Raw genomic sequence first — 19,063 nt, forward strand, 5'->3', positions numbered from 1 at the left:
GTATTACAATTATTTATATTTTTGCAGTATGGCAAATTTTACATTGACTCCTGAGACCTGGAAAAAGGTTAAAATTAAATTTCTAAGAAAATACCGTGATCTTGCTCAAGTAGATATTTCTTTTGTTCCCGGACAGGAAGATCAACTGGTATCACAATTGATGGAGCTGGTAAAAAGAGACAGGGCATACGTTGAATTTACCATTCAAAAAGCGCTAGCCGACCCAGAAGGCAATAGACTTTAATTCCATTAGGGGCTATTGAAATACAAGGCTTTTTTGTAAATTTACCATCAATGGATTGAAGAATCCATTCTTTATATGATGAAAATATATAAAATTGCTGCGGCCGCTATTCTTATTTCTTTTGCTTCCTTAACCTGGTCTTTCAAAGAGGACCTATTTCAGGTGTCTAAGAACCTGGATATTTTTGCATCGCTTTATAAAGAGATCAATATCAACTATGTTGAGGAGACCAATCCTTCTAGCTTAATGCGAACCAGCATTGATGCTATGCTGGATAATCTGGATCCTTACACAGAATATGTACCCGAGTCGGAAGTTGAAGACTATAAGCTGAAATATGTAAGTACACAATATGGGGGCATTGGGGCAAGCACAATTTTTATCGAAGGTAAGCTATTTGTAAATGAGGTGAACGAGGGTTACCCGGCGGATAAGCAAGGGATAAAACCAGGAGATCAGCTTGTGAAAATTAACGGCAATGAGGTAAAGGGGAAAGAGCGTGCACAAGTAAGCCAGTTGCTGCGTGGTCCTAAGGGATCTTCTGTAGAATTACTGATCATCAGAGAGGGGGCACTGTTGACGAAAACCTTGGTTCGTGATGAAATTAGACAGCCAAATGTGTCTTATTCGGGTATGACATCTGATAACATTGCGTATATCCGATTGGATAAATTTCTCGAAAATTCTGCTCAGGAGGTAAAAGATGCAGCAACTACTTTGGGTAAACAACAGCCTAAAGGAATGATTCTTGATTTACGTTACAATGGTGGTGGAATACTGCAGGAAGCCGTTAAAATTGTAAATATTTTTGTAGATAAAGATATCCTGATCGTTACCCAAAAAGGTAGGAATCCTCAGAAGACGATTAGCTATAAAACACTTAATCAACCCTTATTCCCTCAAATCCCATTAGTCGTATTGGTTGGCGGATCATCGGCATCAGCCTCGGAGATTGTGGCAGGAGCGCTACAGGACCTTGATAGAGCGATTATTGTTGGTCAGCGGAGCTATGGCAAGGGTTTGGTGCAACAGACCTTTAATTTGCCTTATAATAGCCTTGTAAAGGTGACTGTGGCAAAGTATTTCACGCCTTCGGGCAGGTGTATACAAGCGCTTGATTATGCGCATAAAGATGCCAACGGAAAAACGATGAAGTTTGCGGACTCTTTGATGAGTAAGTTCAATACCAAAGCTGGACGAAATGTATATGATGGGAATGGCATTTATCCAGATGTGGTGGTTAATGCACCTAAATTTAATCCGATAACAATTTCGCTCATCAATAAATATTTGTTTTTCGACTACGCCAATAATTATAAAAAGAACAATAAGGTAATTGCTCCTGCGGCTTCTTTTCAGCTGACGGATAATGACTACGCGCAATTTGTAAGTTCGCTGGCCGGTAAGGATTATTCCTATGTTTCACGTACGGAAAGGCTATTGGGGGATTTGAGGACTGAGGCGGAGAAAGAGAACAAGCTAAGCGCGGTAAAGACTGATCTTGATGATTTGAAGAGCAAAATGCTAGGCGCCAAAAAAACGGATCTTACCACCTATAAGGCTGAAATAAAAAGAGTGTTGGAAACGCAAATCGTTAGCCGTTATTATTATGATAAAGGAAAGGTAACCCAGGCGTTTCAGTACGATAAAGAGCTTAATGCAGCAAAAAGCCTTTTAAATGATAGCGGTAAGATGCTAGCGATATTAAAAGGTGAAGGGGAGTATAAAACAATCGGCAGCCCTGTAAAAACAATTGCTGCCGCTGTAGAAGATAATAATCATTAAATATTTTTTATTCTGCGTGGTGTAATTTAACCACCAAGCCATCCATTGCAGGGTTTAATTGCAGTTGGCAGGCCAATCTTGAATTTGGTAATACATCTGGTAAAGTGTCGAGCATTGCATACTCGTCATCAGTCATTTCGTTCAGCTTATCTTCGCCTTCCAAAACATCTACACAGCAAGTAGCACAAAGTGCCATACCACCACAGGTAGCCAAGATGTCGTATTCGCAAGCTTTTAGGTATTCCATTAAACTTAGGCCCATGTCTACAGGGGCTTCCAGGGTAGTTCTGCTACCATCTGGGTTTTGTACGTGTAAGGTAATGTTATTCTCTTCCATGTTTAAAATTCTGATACGCCGTTTACAGTGGTGTATTTCATGGTATATTTGATTCCAGGGTTCATGTATTGATATGCGCTATGACTCATTAAAGCAGCTTCGTGGAAACCACATAGAATAAGTTTAAGCTTGTTGGTGTAGGTGTTGATATCGCCAATTGCATAGATTCCCGGGATATTGGTCGAATAGTCGTCTGTGTTTACTTCAATAGCACTTTTGCTAATGTTTAGGTTCCACTGCTCTATTGGGCCTAATTTAGGACTTAAACCAAATAATGGGATCAAGTGATCTGCATTGATGGTTGTTGTTTCTAAGCTCTTATTGTGTATCAATTCAACAGTTTCCAGTTTTCCGTTTCCGCTCACTGAATTTAGGTTGCTGTTTAATACAAGATTGATTTTTCCGCTTTCGGCTAGTTCCATTACTTTGTTTACTGAGTCTGGAGCACCACGGAAGCTTTCGCTACGATGAACCAATGTTAACTCATCAACAATATCCGCTAAAAAGATAGTCCAATCTAGGGCTGAGTCACCTCCTCCTGCGATCACCATTTTTTGTCCACGGTATTTTTCAGGATCAAGGATCATGTAATTTACACCTCTACCATTTTCGAATTGTTCTAATCCGGCTACAGCTGGTTTGCGTGGCTCGAAACAGCCTAATCCGCCAGCAATAACGACAACTTTAGATTCTATGATGGTACCCATATTAGTAGTCAGTACAAAATCGCCTTCACCACGTTTTTCTAAACCTTCGATACGCTCACCAAGGGTAAAGCCCGGGTGGAAAGGTTTAGCTTGTTCCATCAGGTTATCAACTAATTCCTGAGCCAATACAGTAGGGTAGCCGGGAATATCATATATCGGTTTTTTAGGATATATTTCGGAAAGCTGCCCGCCAACTTGCGGCAGATAGTCTATTAAATGACAACGCATTTTTAGTAAACCTGCTTCAAAAATCGCGAATAAACCTACAGGTCCGGCGCCAATGATGGCTATATCAGTAGAAATCATAGTTTAAATTTTGTGCGAATTTACGAACTTTTGTTTTAATAACGATGTTATTTGTAAATAATCTATATAATCGGTAGGATATGTGAAAGGCGACTGAGCGGATATTTTATTTATCTTTGTTTACATTAATGAAAAAGAACATATATTTTGCTTCTGACTTCCACCTTGGCGCTCCCAATCATGCAGAGAGCAGGAAGCGGGAAGATCGCGTTTTAAGATGGCTAAGTTCCATAACGCCAACATGTAGCGAGTTATTTTTAATGGGCGATATATTCGATTTTTGGTTCGAATATCGTACTGTTGTACCTAAAGGATTTGTGCGGTTACAGGGCAAATTGGCAGAAATGACTGATGCTGGTATCAAGGTGTATTTTTTTAAAGGTAACCATGATATGTGGGTTAATACCTATTTCAACGAGGAAATGGGGATAGAGATTGTAAGTGATGAATTGATCATTGAAAGAGATGGGAAACGCTTCTTTTTACATCATGGTGACGGTTTGGGGCCAGGTGATAAGAAATATAAATTCTTAAGAAAGGTGTTTAGAAACCCGGTTTGCCAGTGGTTGTTTGCCTTGATCCCACCTCGAATTGGCTTGGGAATTGCAAATTGGTGGTCGGGAAAAAGCAGGCTTGCCAATACCGCAGAAGAGGTTTTTAGTGGGATTGAACATGAATGGCTGGCGGTATATGCTAAGGAAATATTGCTAAAGGAGCATTTTGATTACTTTGTTTTTGGGCACCGACATCTTCCGCTAGACATTAACCTAAATGATAAATGTAAGTATGTGAATCTTGGGGAATGGATTAATTTCAATTCCTATGCGGTATTTGATGGCAATGATTTAAGCCTTAAGTACTTCGAAAAAGCATAGTGCTGTTCGCTGTCACAATTGGACATGTGCAAATTTTTAGTACGGTTAAGTAAAAAAGCCGTATTTTTGCTGCCCGAATAAAAAACTGTTGCTTGGGAAAATCTGGTCTGTTGATCAGACCTCTATTAAGCAATAACATTATAATTTTCTGAAAAAAGATATGTTAGAAAAATTAGAAGCAATTAAACTGCGTTGGGAAGATGTTGAGGAGCAGTTAAGTAATCCTGACACGATGCAGGATATGAAGCGTTTTGCGGCTTTAAATAAAGAATATAAGGACTTAGGCAAGATTGTAGATGAATATAAAATCTACAAGAATGTAATGAGCAATATTGAGGCGAATAAAGAGATTTTAAGTACCGAGAAAGATGCAGAAATGCGTGAAATGGCAAAAGAGGAGCTTGATCTTTTATTGGTTCAGCAAGAAGAGTTGGAAGAGAAAGTCCGCTTGATGTTGATTCCGGTAGATCCGGAAGATGCTAAGAATGCCGTATTTGAGATTAGAGGTGGTACAGGTGGTGATGAAGCTGCGTTATTTGCAGGTGACTTATACAGGATGTATAGCCGTTTCTTTGAGCAAAAAGGCTGGAAAGTTGAAACTGTTGATGTAACAGAAGGAACTGCTGGTGGTTACAAAGAGGTGATTTTAAAGGTTAGCGGTGAAGATGTTTACGGACAGTTGAAATATGAATCAGGTGTACACCGTGTTCAACGTGTACCAGATACAGAAACTCAAGGCCGCGTTCACACTTCAGCAGCATCGGTGGCGGTTTTGCCTGAAGCTGAAGAGATCGACCTTTACATCAATCCTGCAGATATTGATTTACAGACTTCCCGTTCAGGTGGTGCTGGTGGACAGAATGTAAACAAGGTGGAGACTAAAGTACAATTGACACACAGACCTTCGGGACTTGTGGTTGTTTGTCAGCAGGAGCGCTCGCAATTGGGTAACCGGGTTATTGCTATGGAGATGTTGCGTAGTAAATTATACGACATCGAATTGCAGAAGAAAAATGGTGATATCGCCGCAAGACGTAAGACTATGGTTTCGACTGGTGACCGTTCTGCAAAGATCAGAACCTACAATTATCCGCAAGGTAGGGTAACAGATCACCGTATCGGATTGACACTTTATAACCTAAATAACATCATGGATGGGGGTGTTCAAGAGTTGATTGATGCACTGCAGTTTGCAGAAAACGCAGAAAAGCTAAAAGAAGGTTCTGTGATATAGGTAGTTACAGTTATTTGAAAAATAGTTTGTAAATATAAATAAACGCTCTATATTTGCAATCCCGAAACGGACGAAAGAAAGCAAAGGGAAAACGGACCGGTAGTTCAGCTGGTTAGAATGCCGCCCTGTCACGGCGGAGGTCGCGGGTTCGAGTCCCGTCCGGTCCGCAAAATGCTCAACAGAGTGTTTTTTATTGAAGCCTTTAGAAGCTATATTCTAAGCCCTCCTGAAAAGGAAAACGGACCGGTAGTTCAGCTGGTTAGAATGCCGCCCTGTCACGGCGGAGGTCGCGGGTTCGAGTCCCGTCCGGTCCGCAACAATTCGACAAAATATTAAAAACCTGCATATCATAAGATTTGCAGGTTTTTTTATGCCTTCAGAAATCTACTTTAATCTTTTGATAATTTCGATACAGGCTCTGCCATTATGGTAGGGACATTTCCAAAATCCAGCTTTGTCTTCTCCCTGCATTAAGGTGTAATCGCTATGGATACCCCAATGCCATTCTCCCTTCCTACTTTTAATGTATTTCTTTATAAAAGACCAGCTTTTGAAAGATTGGAATAAGAATTTTTGATCTCCACTTATTTGCCAGGCATTCAGAAAGCCAACCATCGCTTCTGCTTGTGGCCACCAGTGCATTTCTTTTGACCACTGAGCTGTTTTGTAATCAAATTCGTGCCAAAGCCCATCGCTTTCATCTAAGCCCTTTAAAGCGGCTTTACTGAGTTGTAGTGCAATTTGCTTAAAAGCTTTTATTTCCTTTTCATCAGCTATGATTGTTGCAGATTCTTGTAATAACCAGGCTGCTTCAATGTCATGACCAAAGGAAACCAATGCAGACTTAACATCCCAGGTTTCTGTGAAGAACAGTTGCAGGTGATAACTGTTTTTATCTATTATATGGTCTTTAAAATTGGATAGCAGGCCTTTGATCGCGAGTTTTAGTTTATCATTTTGCCAAATGGAATATAAATTGGTGTAGGCTTCAATCACATGAAGATGCGTATTCATCGATTTTTTTTCATTCTGATCTTTGTCACTCAAGCGGAGATCTTCCATAACCTTCCAGTCCCTGGTCAGGGCTTCAATATATCCTGTGTGGATTGGATCAAAGCTATGTTGTTCCAATAGTTCAAAAGTGTTTTTAGCTAAAGCTAAGGCTTTTTCATTTTGGCTGATCTTAATGTATTCAGAAAGCGCGTAGGTTGCAAATGCTTGTCCATAAATCTGCTTCTTGCTGTCTAATTGCTGGCCATTAAAATCTACCGACCAATAAAATCCACCGTTCTGTTCATCTAAAAAATTAGTGGTCAAATAATCAAACGCTCTATCGGCAATGGCTAGATACTCATCTTTGCGATTCAGCAAAAAGGCCGAGGAGAAAGTGTAGAGAATTCTGGAGTTTAATACCAGTCCTTTTGGCGCAGTTGGTGTGGCTAAATTATCATCGTTTACCTTTCCATAAAACCCTCCGTTTTCGTGATCAACCATATAGGTCATCCACCATTTCAGAATGTCAGATAGTTCATTGGTTACCTCAGATTTATAAGTCGCTAAAGCTGCTGAATTCATACTTTCTTATTTCGGTCGATGATGTTGATGATGGTCTCAACAGAAGCTGCAGACCGTAGCCCATCCTCAGGGTTGTGGATTACATAATCCAGTAGCTGTTGAATGGTACTTGTAGCAACATGTAATCTGGTGTCTGAAGAGGCATAATAGATAAAAACAGTTCCATTATCATCTGCGATCCAACCATTGCTAAAAACCACATTAGATACATCACCTACTCTTTCTTCAGCTTCTGGGGCTAAAAAATATCCTCCTGGCTTATGCGTAACTTTTGTTAAATCGTTCAGGTCGGTCATAAACATATACAGTACATACCTTAATCCAGCTGCGGTATTTCTAACGCCATGGGCAAGATGTAGCCAGCCTTGGGATGTTTTAATAGGGGCGGGGCCTTGCCCGTTTTTGGCCTCTGAGATCGTATGATATACTTTTTTATCAATTACCATTTCTTCGTCGATAATTGCATTTTCTATAGATAAAGATAAGCCGAATCCGATGCCACCACCTTTACCTGCCTCTATAAAACTGTCTTGTGGTCGAGTGTAGAAGGCATACTTTCCGTTAACAAATTCGGGATGGAGCACTACATTTCGCTGTTGGGGAGATTTAGTTTTTAAATCGGGTAATCTTTCCCAATCTATTAAGTTTTTTGTTCGTGCTATTCCACATTGTGCTATCGCTGCAGATTGATTTCCTTCTGCTGCAGAAGGGTCTCTTCTTTCTGTGCAGAATAATCCATAAATCCAACCATCTTCATGCTCAACTAACCTGATGTCGTAAACATTCGTATCTGGTTCTTCGGTTTCGGGCATGATGACTGGGTACTCCCAAAATTTAAAATGATCAATTCCATTGGGGCTTTCGGCAATTGCAAAGAATGATTTTCTGTCATTTCCTTCCACCCGTGCCATTAATATGTATTTGTTTTGCCATTTGATGGCACCCGCATTTAATACCGCATTGATACCAAACCGTTCCATTAAGTAGGGATTGGTTAAGGGGTTAAGGTCGTATTTCCAGGTAAAGGGCACATGAGCGGCGGTTAAAACCGGATTTTTATATCTATTGAACAGTCCATTCCCAGCCTCAATTTTTTCATTGGCGGTATTAATCAATTCATTTTGGTTCTTAGCTAGCAGCTCAATATGTTGTTCGAAGTTCATTTTCATAGGTCTTTCTTAATCTTCTAGTCTATTCCACCAGGTTCTTTTTAAAATAAGGGCGATTACGATTAAAATGCTTACTGTAATCCATAGGGGCGCATACATTCCCGTAATCAAATACATTGGGAAAATTGTTAAGCAAAGCTGAGCGATAATGCCTAGCGCCACATTAAACATATCCAGTTTAAAGTTCCTATTAGCTTGGAAAGTGGGATCTTCTGCTTTTACCAAGGCATGAATGGGCTCCCAAAATCCCCAAGGTCTAACATTTTTATAAAAGGACTTTAAGACTTCGGTATCTGTGGCTGGCGCTGAGTAGGTGCCAATTAAACATCCGATGAATGACAAAACAAAAAGCAAGGGCCACCAGTATAAGGGCAAACCAGTTGTTAGATAGGGCATCAGCAATGCCGCGCCAACCCCAATTGTCATCCCCCAGAAAAAGCCATTGGCATTAAAGCGCCACCAATACCATTTTAAACAATTTGCAGCTACATAGCCGCCATACAATCCCCCAACGATCCATTGTAAGATGTCGTTGACATTGTGGGCTAAAAAGCCGAAGAAAATGCCTATTGCAACAACTAAAATACCCACGATGTAGTTCATCGACATGATCTTTTTGGTAGGAGCGTTTGGATTTACATATTTCAAATAGATATCGTTCACAATATAGGCCTGCGCTGCATTTAGGGTTCCGCTAAAAGTCCCCATAAAAGCACCAAGCAAGCCTGTGACTACCAGGCCTAAAACGCCCACAGGTAAAAAATTGTTAATGGTTGCTGGTAAAATTCTTTCAAAATCTGTTACGCCATCCGGGCCTTTCAGGTAAAGTTGATTGTAATAAAGTAGAGCGAGGACAGTTAGGCCGGTGATCATCGAATAACGGATGGGTAATAATATGATACTTACAAAACCGGTCATTTTGCTGGCCTCTTTCGGGCTCCTTGTACTGAGTACTTTTTGCATATCGTAGTTTGGTGCCGGTCCGGCAAGGGATGCGAATATGCCTTTCATCAGCATCATCATAAAGAAAATCCCGAATAAGCTAAAACCATCGTCAGCAATTTTTTTATTGGCATCAGCAGCGATTCTACTCCAATCAAGGTTTAACTCCCAGCTAAAGAAAGGGTCGCTCCATCCCGCTGGCACATTTAAGGTCTGACCATGAAGGTGCTGTACGGCAATCACACCTATCGCTATACAGGCGATGGTCATGATCAGGTATTTAATTGCGTCTCCAAGCACAATGCTGTGCATGCCACCAATAATGGAATAAAACATAGCAAAGAGGGTAAATACGATACCATAGAAATGGGGAACGTATTTGTCGGCAATAGAAAAAGGGACGTAATCTTTTACAACATCCCAGGGGATAAAAACCTGGACGAACTTACCTAAACCAACAAAACCGTAGGCTAAAAAGCCCAGGCAGCTAATTAATGCAAATGCAATCACGATAATATGCGAGCCTTTAACACCTTTTCCTGTTAAGCCAAACCTGGTTTTTAACCACTCGGCTCCGGTTGTGGCATTAGATCGCCTGAGCCATTTGGATAAAAACATCATCATGAAGACCTGATTAAAAACAGGCCATAACCAAGGGATCCAAATGCTCTTGAAACCATAGACAAAGCAAAGGGCAACCATCCACATGGTGCCACTGATATCGAACATATCACTGGCGTCACTAAGCCCAAGCATGTACCAGGGTAATTTTTTACCACCCATTAGGTAGCTCTCTTTGTCCTGTTTTGCCTTGTTTCTCATGTAAAAGCCAATGAGAACCATGGTAACTAAATAGGAAATGAGAATTGAAATATCTATCAGTTGTAGTTTCATGTTAGTTTGGCTGGTATATTTTTTTAGCACCTATTTTCTTTTCAAATAGAATGCTGTTGAGCTGATAGAACTTTTTAAAATCAGGTGCAGAAATCTGTCCTTTGAATGGTGCGTAATAGTGCATTTTTTTTGTCGAGGGCATATATCCTGCATTACGCCATACTAAAACGTAAGATAGCGGGTAGTCTTTAATGGCTGGCCACAGGGTCTCAGTCCACCAGGTGGCATCTGGTACAGCTTCATATCCTGTTTCGGCAAATGCGGCTAACTTGTTTTTCTGTTTCGCGATTTTGCTGATTATGGCCAGGTCATTGCGTACCGCATTTATAAATGTTTTTTTATCCTGGTTTTCGAATTGATACAGGTCAAAACTGACTACATCGACCATATCATCACCTGGGTAGTATTTCAAAAACTCATGTTCATTTGTAAAACCATTGGTATTGTAAACAAAAATGAGGTTATGTAATTTTTTGGTGTTATTTAGGTAATCGACTGTAAATCGCCAGGCTTTTTTTACTTCTGCAGGACTGGCGCAGTTTCTGCCCCACCAAAACCAATTTCCAGATACTTCGTGAAATGGCCGGAAAAGGATAGGGATGGCTTCCCGTTGGTCTCCTTTTAAGCTGGAAATAAATTTCGCTGCCTTATCCAGCCAGGAGACATAAAGTTGATGTTTTGCCCCGCCGGGTAAAATAGCGGCGACAGAATTTTTTGTTGTATCCCAGGATGATCCTCCAGTTAAGGGATTGTCAAAATGCCAGCTTAAGGTAATGGCGGCTCCTTTTTTATACCCCTCTTGAATGTACCTCCGGATTTTGTCAAATGGAACGCCATCAATGTTTCTTAAGGAATCATGCTCAATGCGCCCTAAATCCCACCCATAAATCCCCGGATAGTCATTCACTACGTCTTTAATGTCGCTTTTTCCCTCTATATACCTCCAGTTTATGCCGTATGCCAAATCATCCTGGTGGCCAAATATAATGTGTTGTTTGCTTAATTTGTGGAGGTTCTTATATAGGGCAACAGTTTCTTTGGTTGCTGCTTTATCGCTTAAGGATTGCGCATTTGCCTCGTCGGAGGCGATAAAGCATCGGCTGAATAAAATGAGGGTCAAAAAAAATCTGTTCAATTTCATATTTAAAGGTTAATAGAAGCCGACATCATCTACATAGATCTGGGAAGCAAGGCCACTGAATTCCTGGAAAGTAATAGCTGTCATACTAGCTGGGTTTCCCAGGTTTGTAAATGGGACCTGGTAATCTGTCCATTTGCCTTCGGTTAAAATCAAATCATAAGTGCCTGCCGCTGGAGTGAATGAAATTCTCACTTTTTTGCCTGCTGTTCCGGCTCCTCCATAAATAGAAATTTTAACACCACTGTAGCCCGCGGTACTGAATGCCGGTGCTGCCTTTGTAAATCTGATTGCGCCGAAACCGACAGTAAATTTATTTGCAATGGCTTTTGTTCCCCGCCTGATAATGGCGGTCTGGTTCATGTCGTAGGTATTGCTGTATGAGGTATTGGACCAGCCGCTGGCCATGGCATCATCAAATATAGTAGCTTTTAAGCCAAATACATTTGGAGATTTTACAGTTGCTATTGGTGTGGTAACGAAAACATAGCCCGAAACAAAACCTAGAGGTACTTTTACTTTAATTTCAGTTTGGGTGTTGGACACGATGTTTGCAGCAATTGTTTCGAATTTAACGCCTGTTACGCCTTTAAAATAGTTCCCTTTAATAGTGATTATATCATCTGGTAGGCCAGCCGCAGGGTCAAAACCGGAAATTGTGGGTGCTGGCTGTTTGATTTGGAAGTTTAAAGTGGCAGAACCATATTTTGTAGTTACTGTTATCGGATTATTGATAGGGTCTGTTAGTTGAGCTGGAATTTTAACGGTTAGGGTATTGTCTTCTCCATAAATCAGAGAATCTGCAGCTAAAGTTCCATTAAAGTCTACTTTATATGTGGTACTTAGATTTGTTCCTTTTATCGAAATCCATTCTCCATATTCTACAGATGTTAAAGGTGTATTTCTGTTCACTAAGTTGGTAATTTCGATTAGTGTTGGTGGAGCTGTGTTTACTACATCATCTTTTTTACACGCATTAAAAAGAAAAAGCATTATCGCAATCATTGGATAGGCGCTTATTGATGGCGTTTTTTTCATAATTACATTATTTAAATTTATGATTAAATAAATAGGATTACCAACCTGGATTATTTCCGGGGATCGCTTTATTCGAGTTTAGTTCGCCTAAAGGCAAGGGCAGTAGTAAATTTCTGTTGGCCCGAACTTTAGATATGTTGTTTTGTCCGGTTGATATTTTATTCATTACCTGCAGGTAAATACCCCAGCGCATCAAATCAAAACGCCTAATTCCTTCGAGGTTAAATTCGCGTGCTCTTTCTGCCAGGACATAACTGCGAAATTGCTCGGGATTCATGTTGGCAGGTGCATAGGCCTCAGGTACAGGTCCCGCTGGTGATCCTGTTGTAGGGTAAGAACGGAACCTAACAGTGTTTAAGGCGTTGTAAGCAAGTGTTGTTGCGCCATTAACTTCATTCTCAGCCTCTGCATACATCAGTAAAACTTCGGAGTAACGCAGTAGGGGAAAGAAGGCATCGCTAATGACAACAGTAGGGTCGGCAACTGAACTATATTTAATCGTATAGGCTCTTTCTGCCGTTGTGCTATTGGTATTGTTGTATGTTATGCCATTCACAACTTTGTACTGAGCCGCCTGTGAAAATGGATAAAATATATTAGTTCCGCTTAAAGTCGTGTAATTATGCGTTATGCCATCTAAAACCCGCTTATCTACAATTTCGTAGTCGTTATAATGATTGTTTGTCGTCCACACTGCGCCTTGTCCGAAAGTAGAACGGGCAGGAAAGTAGGCACTCAAATTATTAATAAAATCGGTGCCAGCAAGTGATTGGAGTTCCCACATTTGCTCTTTATTATTTCTGCCTGCAATGCTCCATAGGTCTTTCCAGCTAGGTGTTAAGGCATAAGCAGTACTGCTGATTACTTCCTGAGCTTTGTCTCTGGCTAAAGTGTAATAGGCTTTTGAGTCTATTCCTTCATGGCCTGCAACAACAGCTTTAGCGTAAGTATAATAACCATTATCTGTACCACCACGGACAGTGATATTGCCTGTTGCTGCACCAGAAGCCATTGTTAAATAAGTTTTGGCTAAAAATGCTTTCGCAACCCCTTGGTTTACTCTACCAACCTCGCCAGCTTTTGCATGGCCTACAGGAAACAGTTTGGTTTCGGCATTTTTGAAATCACTGATCACCACATCATAGGTTTCTTTAACGGTTGCCCGGGGAACATTGGTTTGGGGATCGGTGGCCGATAAAGATTTTAAACGAATTGGTACCCCGCCATATAATTGTACCAGCTGAAAATATGCCCAGCCTCTTAGGAAATAAGCTTCACCTAAAATTCTGTTTTTGATGTCAACATCCATATTGTTAATGTTGACCACGTTCTCTAAAACTGTATTTGCTCTGGCGATAATAACATAGCATCCCACCCAAGGTTTTTCCCATCCAAAATAAGCCTGTGGATTGCCGGCACCAGTGGTACCTAAAAACCAATCGGCCCCAGATACATGGTCGTCATCTAATATGGTGATGTTCCAAAACGGTTGCAGGTATAAGTCATAAGTATAAAGTTCGGCATATACACCATTAATTGCTGCTTTGGCATCACTTTCATTTTTGTAAAAATTCTCTGGGGAGTAAAAAGAATAAGGTGTTTCTTCCAGCGCTTTTTTGCAAGAGCTAGCGCCAAGTAAAATTAGTCCGGTAGCAAATGCTGTAAAATATGTTGAAATTGCTTTCATGTTATATTTTTAAAAAGGTTAAAAATTGCAACGTAGAGAAAGATTGTAGGTCCTTGAGTTAGGATAGCCGCCTAAATCAACTCCAAATAGTGCAGGGTTATCTCCATAACTATTAATCTCGGGATCGTAGCCAGAATAATTTGTGAATGTGAAGAGGTTATTGACACCTAAAGAAAGTTTCAGGTTGCTGATGGTTTTAGATTTGAGGGGAAGATTATACCCAAAGGTTACATTTTTTATTCTTACAAAGCTTCCATCTTCAATAAACCGTCTGCTAAACAATAGGTTTCTGAAAAACTGTCGGGTTACTTTTGGTCCGGTAGCATTGGAGTTATCCTTTCCTTCTGCCCAGGCGCCATCAAACATTTCCTGAGTAATGTTTTTGTTTGTGCCTAGATTTCCATTAAACCTGGTATTCATGTTGATGATATCGTTGCCCTGAACACCGTTGATGAAGATACTTAGATCAAATCTTTTATAATTAAAGTTGTTTGTAAAACCGAAGGTGTAATCTGGATTCACATCTCCAATAAATGTTCTGTCGCTTTGAGAGATGTTGGTTCTATCATTGTCGAGGTTCTTGTATTTGACCTCGCCAATTGTTCTTAAAATAATTGCAGTTCCTTGTCCGCTATAAGCAGGATCGCTTCTAACCTCTGCCTCATTGTCATAGTACCCATCTTCAACATAGCCGTACAAAGCGCCAATTGGCTTGCCGACGGTTTGGATAAAAGGCGCATCGCCGGTAGAGATATTCCTGCCGTATTGCTCCGTAACGTCTGGACTTAAGCTTAAAATCTTGTTTCTGTTAAGGGCAATGTTGAAATTAGCATTCCATTCGAAGTCCTTGTTTTTCAAAATCACGCCACCAAGGGTAAGTTCTAAGCCCTTGTTTTCTATTGAGCCTGAGTTAACTAATTTGGTTAAAAAACCCGTTGAAGAAGGGATAATCAGGTTTTGCAAAAGGTCGTCTGTTGTTTTTTTATAAAGGTCGATCGTAAGGTTTAGTCGTTTGTTAAGCATGCTCAGGTCTAGGCCCAGGTTGTAAGCTGTAGTTGTTTCCCATTTCAGTTTATCGTTGGGTGGACCAGAATAGAGGTCGTTGGCCAGGCCGGTTTGAACTGCCCCTCCAAAAACATAATTATATACACTTAATTTTGCGAGAGAGGCATAAGAGCCGATTCCTTGATTGCCAGTCTGCCCGTAACTCAAGCGTAATTTTAAGTCATTAATCAGCTTAGTATCTTTCATGAAGCTTTCATTTGATAATTTCCATGCAAGAGCCGCGGATGGAAAGCCTGCCCACTTATTGTCTCTACCAAATTTACTTGAACCGTCCTGGCGATAAGAAAGTGTCAATAGGTAGCGGTCATCGTAATTGTAATTTGCCCTACCTAAAAATGAAATTAGTGTGGATTGATAACGGGAAGTAATAACTGGGAGAACAACTCCGCCAGCTGCTAGATTCTCATTTTGTAAAGCATCATTTGGAAAAGTTTTAGCTTCAGCTCTTTTGCTATTGCCATTGGTACGCTCAAAAGTGCCTGCGCCAACGATATTTAAACTATGCTTTTCTATCTTTTTATTATAGGTAACTATACTTTCTGCAACGCCGCTGTTCCAGATATTGTCAGATTTTAATCCCCAGCCCTTAACTGCAAAACCTTCATAAACGCTTCTAGGATAGTATTGATCTCGGGCATTGGATGCATAGCTAAAGCCAATATTTTGTCTGAATTTGAAGTCTTTTAAAAATGTTGCCTCTAAATAATTTGAAGTGAAAATGTTTATTCCTTTTACCCGGTTTAAAACATCGTTCACATAAATGTAAGGGTTGGTGATGAATGCATCTCCAACACCATCGTAATCAATTGTTTCTGATAGCGTGGCCGGAAAGGTGATTGCAGAGCGAATGACTCCTGCGCTTGCTGCATCAGACTTGTCTGTGCCGGTCTTTACGCCATCTGTTTTGGAATTTGCGAAAGAGGTACTTGTACCGATTTTAATGGTTTTGCTGATGTTTCTATTCAGATTGATGCCCAAGCCAAACCGATTATAATCCGAGTTGGAAATGATTCCTTTCTGATTCAGGTAGCTAAAGGAAAGGCTGTGGCTTCCATTGGTATTTCCACCAGAAACATTTACAGTATAATTTTGGGATAGTCCTGTACGGAAAATTCGGTCTTGCCAATTGTTATTATCTCCTACATAGTCTTGTGGGCCTTTGGAATAATAGGTTTTTCCTGGGTTTAAGGGGTCCGGTAGGTTGGTGCCTGGATAAGGCAGACTGTAGGCTGTTCCAGTATATTTGTTTGAGTTTAGGTAGGCCAGATTTTGATAGGCGGCGTATTCAGATGGGTTTAAAACATCTAGTTTTCTAGATACTTTCGACTGTCCAATGATCAAGTTAAGTTCAACCTTGTCTTTTCCAGATTTTCCTTTTCTTGTGGTAATTAAAACTACACCATTTGCGCCGCGTGAGCCATAAATTGCTGTTGCAGAAGCATCTTTTAGAATGTCAATGCTCTCGATCTCACTTGGGTTTAAGAACGACATCGCATTTAAGGTCTGTTTTTCATCTTCACCAATTGATAATGGGGTAGCGCCTGAACTGCTGTTGTTAAAAGGAACACCATCAATTACATAAAGAGGCTCTGTGCCGCCTAAAAATGAATTGGATCCTCTTATTCTGATGCTTAGCCCAGCACCTGGTGCGCCATCGTTCTGGGTTACATTGACACCAGCAATTTTACCTTGCAAAGCTTGCAGGACATTTGTTGGGGCATCTTTAATCAGGTCATCTCTTTCAATTCTGCTTATAGATCCGGTTAGGTCCGTTCTTTTTGCTGTACCATAACCGATCACAACTACATCCGAAAGCGTATTGGTCTTGGATTTTAAAACAATATTGAAGGTTGTTTTGCTTCCAATGTTGACTTGCTGTTCTTCCATTCCTAGGTAGGAAAAGGTTAAAATTTGTGCGGTGGGTGGAATGCTTAATGTGAATTGACCACTCTCATTTGTAATCGTAGCCATTTTTGTGTTTTTTACAGTAACAGAAACACCGGGAAGAGGGTTGTTGCCTTCATCGGTTATCTTGCCTGACACTCTTTTGTCTTGGGCAAAACTGTTCGTAATTGATAACAGGCATGCAAGTGTTGCCAATAAATTAATGGATAGTTTATTAAGCATAAGCGGTCTATTTGGTTTATATCAAAATTAGTGTTCGATATGTTCTTAAAAATAATACTATTTTATCTATCTGTGATATTTTTATCTCATAGATCTTCGTTAGTATTAAAATTAGGGGTCTTTAGTTTTACTTAAACTATTTTTATTGGTAAATAAGCGTGATTGAGTCTATATTTGATTATTGATATTATTTTATCCTATTCATTGATATTATTTATTCATTTGTTGTGCAGAAAAGTATTCTAAAAGAAATTACCCCCCTCACCAACGGTGATTGTTTCACTATTTTTGAGCGAAAAAAGTATAATTTCGACTTCCCCTTGCATTATCATGAGGAGATGGAATTGAACTTTATTTCTAATGCGAGTGGAGCAAGAAGGGTGGTTGGTGATCATATTGAGGAAATCGGAAACATAGAATTAGTGTTGATCGGTTCTAATCTTCCTCACGTTTGGGAAACCCATAAATTGGATGGCCGGGAGATTCACGAGGTAACTATTCAATTTCATAAGGATCTTTTTGATGAGAAGTTTTTACGCAGAAATCAGTTACGTGTGATTAGGGAGATGTTTGAAAAGTCGAAGTGCGGGATTTTATTTTCAAAAGAAACAGCACAGCTTATCGGGCCAAAGTTGGTGAAGTTGAATAAAAAGCATGGATTCGATTCCGTTTTAGAATTGATGTCAATTTTGCATGATTTATCTACCTCTAGAAATATGCGTACGCTTTCCGATTCGACCTTTAGTCATGCTGAATTTTCTTACAACAGCAGGAGGGTCGAAAAGGTGATGGAGTATATTAATCTTAATTTTGATAAACAGATTAGTTTGGCAGAGGTGGCAAGAATTGCGAATATGACTGAAGTGTCGTTTAGTCGGTTTTTTAAAACCAGAACAGGGATTAGCTTTATAGATAGTCTGATCGAAATTCGATTAGGACATGCGTCCAGGAAATTGATTGATACGACCGAGGCGGTTGCTGAGGTGGCTTATAATTGTGGGTTCAATAACATTTCGAATTTTAACAGGATCTTTAAAAAGAAAAAAGGTTGTACGCCTAAAGAGTTTAGAGATAACCTTTCTGGTAACAGGGTTTTTGTTTAATGGCTTTTCCGAAAAGCCTGCAAATCCTACTAGCTGATCTTGCTATTGACTGGATGGGGACTGATACTCTCGTATCTCTGGCAGGGCTTAAGGCAACTAAGTAGATTGCCCGTACATCACACCTGCCTCATAAGTACATGTAAGGTGTAGACACGTATGATGTACTTATGAGGTAGGTGTGAGGTACCTAGGAAGTACCTGTTTGCCTTAGAGCCTGACCGAACGATAGGTGTATATATATACTACTAATATATATATGTTATGTGCTCAGCCCATGGACTTGCTTTTTTAAAATAGTCCGTAATTTTTCTTGTTGTGTTGTAGGTAGTTATGGCTTTGTTTGGACTAATAGTGTATTTAAGTTTGCATAATGAGATTATATTTCTACCTTTGCAATCCCAAACAGAACGGGAGTTATCAAACGGAGTTTGCTAACAGCATAAAAAAGATTGAAACGTTGAATATTCGAAACTGAACCTGGAACATTAAGACCAGGTTGAAACAGAGAAAAGGAAACGAAGAAATATAAAGAAGATCCGTGAGGTGATTCGCGAAGTTCATTAAAGAGATGTCATTTATAAAGTATAGCAAGGTAAGATAGTACCGTTTCAAAGTACATGAAAACCAAAGCTATTTTTTCAAGTCAGAATCTAACTAGACAATATAATTAGAATAAGACTATTATTAATACAAGTTAAGAATGGTCAGTGTTCAAACATAACATTTTACAATGGAGAGTTTGATCCTGGCTCAGGATGAACGCTAGCGGCAGGCCTAATACATGCAAGTCGAACGATACCAATGGGCTTGCTCATTGGGAAAGTGGCGCACGGGTGC

The 19,063-nt window shown here is 40.0% G+C and carries 14 protein-coding genes, 2 tRNA genes and 1 rRNA gene; 8 read left to right on the top strand and 9 right to left on the bottom strand.

The window, feature by feature from the left end; genetic code table 11:
• Positions 1–28 precede the first annotated feature (28 nt).
• Both BLS35_RS23015 and BLS35_RS23020 read left to right on the top strand, forming a co-directional pair.
• On the top strand, positions 29–244 hold the full coding sequence (locus BLS35_RS23015; protein ID WP_090785772.1) for a hypothetical protein: 216 nt from the start codon (positions 29–31) through the stop codon (positions 242–244).
• A 75-nt stretch (positions 245–319) separates the two neighbouring features.
• Positions 320–2,029, top strand: a complete 1,710-nt coding sequence (locus tag BLS35_RS23020; protein WP_254779071.1) for a S41 family peptidase — start codon at positions 320–322, stop codon at positions 2,027–2,029.
• A gap of 7 nt (positions 2,030–2,036) precedes the next feature.
• On the opposite strand, the gene BLS35_RS23025 is transcribed toward BLS35_RS23020, so the two are convergent.
• Together BLS35_RS23025 and BLS35_RS23030 are read right to left on the bottom strand one after the other, a co-directional pair.
• On the bottom strand, positions 2,037–2,366 hold the full coding sequence (locus BLS35_RS23025; RefSeq protein WP_090785774.1) for a 2Fe-2S iron-sulfur cluster-binding protein: 330 nt from the start codon (positions 2,364–2,366) through the stop codon (positions 2,037–2,039).
• A gap of 2 nt (positions 2,367–2,368) precedes the next feature.
• Positions 2,369–3,379, bottom strand: coding sequence for an NAD(P)/FAD-dependent oxidoreductase (locus BLS35_RS23030; RefSeq protein WP_090785775.1), 1,011 nt, complete (start codon positions 3,377–3,379; stop codon positions 2,369–2,371).
• Positions 3,380–3,507: 128 nt separating this feature from the next.
• Between BLS35_RS23030 and BLS35_RS23035 the strand changes: the two genes are divergently transcribed.
• The 4 genes from BLS35_RS23035 to BLS35_RS23050 all read left to right on the top strand — a co-directional run bounded on the left by BLS35_RS23035 (position 3,508) and on the right by BLS35_RS23050 (position 5,802).
• On the top strand, positions 3,508–4,254 hold the full coding sequence (locus BLS35_RS23035) for a UDP-2,3-diacylglucosamine diphosphatase (protein ID WP_090785776.1): 747 nt from the start codon (positions 3,508–3,510) through the stop codon (positions 4,252–4,254).
• A 160-nt stretch (positions 4,255–4,414) separates the two neighbouring features.
• A complete protein-coding gene (gene prfA, locus BLS35_RS23040; protein WP_090785777.1) occupies positions 4,415–5,488 on the top strand; it encodes a peptide chain release factor 1 in 1,074 nt (357 codons plus the stop codon).
• A gap of 93 nt (positions 5,489–5,581) precedes the next feature.
• A tRNA-Asp gene (locus tag BLS35_RS23045) sits at positions 5,582–5,655 on the top strand.
• A 73-nt stretch (positions 5,656–5,728) separates the two neighbouring features.
• A tRNA-Asp gene (locus BLS35_RS23050) sits at positions 5,729–5,802 on the top strand.
• A 70-nt stretch (positions 5,803–5,872) separates the two neighbouring features.
• Here the strand turns inward: BLS35_RS23050 and BLS35_RS23055 are convergent.
• Genes BLS35_RS23055 through BLS35_RS23085 form a run of 7 tightly spaced genes read right to left on the bottom strand, consistent with a single transcriptional unit; the run spans position 5,873 to position 17,123 of the window.
• Complete coding sequence (locus BLS35_RS23055; protein WP_090785778.1) at positions 5,873–7,063, bottom strand: AGE family epimerase/isomerase; 1,191 nt, start codon at positions 7,061–7,063, stop codon at positions 5,873–5,875.
• The gene (locus BLS35_RS23060; RefSeq protein WP_090785779.1) at positions 7,060–8,232 is read right to left on the bottom strand and encodes a glycoside hydrolase family 130 protein; all 1,173 of its coding nucleotides are present in this window, start codon (positions 8,230–8,232) and stop codon (positions 7,060–7,062) included. Before BLS35_RS23060 ends, BLS35_RS23055 begins: the two co-directional genes overlap by 4 nt.
• A gap of 9 nt (positions 8,233–8,241) precedes the next feature.
• Positions 8,242–10,068, bottom strand: a complete 1,827-nt coding sequence (locus BLS35_RS23065; RefSeq protein WP_090785809.1) for a sodium:solute symporter family protein — start codon at positions 10,066–10,068, stop codon at positions 8,242–8,244.
• 1 nt (position 10,069) lies between these two features.
• Complete coding sequence (locus tag BLS35_RS23070) at positions 10,070–11,209, bottom strand: glycoside hydrolase family 26 protein (protein ID WP_090785780.1); 1,140 nt, start codon at positions 11,207–11,209, stop codon at positions 10,070–10,072.
• A gap of 9 nt (positions 11,210–11,218) precedes the next feature.
• Entirely contained in the window at positions 11,219–12,244 is a 1,026-nt protein-coding gene (locus BLS35_RS23075) for a hypothetical protein (RefSeq protein WP_090785781.1), read from the bottom strand.
• Positions 12,245–12,281: 37 nt separating this feature from the next.
• On the bottom strand, positions 12,282–13,931 hold the full coding sequence (locus BLS35_RS23080) for a RagB/SusD family nutrient uptake outer membrane protein (RefSeq protein ID WP_090785782.1): 1,650 nt from the start codon (positions 13,929–13,931) through the stop codon (positions 12,282–12,284).
• A gap of 18 nt (positions 13,932–13,949) precedes the next feature.
• On the bottom strand, positions 13,950–17,123 hold the full coding sequence (locus tag BLS35_RS23085; RefSeq protein ID WP_090785783.1) for a SusC/RagA family TonB-linked outer membrane protein: 3,174 nt from the start codon (positions 17,121–17,123) through the stop codon (positions 13,950–13,952).
• Between the two features lie 227 nt (positions 17,124–17,350).
• On the opposite strand from BLS35_RS23085, the gene BLS35_RS23090 reads away from it, so the two are divergent.
• Entirely contained in the window at positions 17,351–18,226 is an 876-nt protein-coding gene (locus BLS35_RS23090) for an AraC family transcriptional regulator (protein ID WP_090785784.1), read from the top strand.
• Positions 18,227–18,953: 727 nt separating this feature from the next.
• Positions 18,954–19,063, top strand: a 16S ribosomal RNA gene (locus tag BLS35_RS23095); the annotation flags it as partial.

This window comes from Pedobacter sp. ok626 (assembly GCF_900100435.1).
Classification (GTDB): domain Bacteria; phylum Bacteroidota; class Bacteroidia; order Sphingobacteriales; family Sphingobacteriaceae; genus Pedobacter.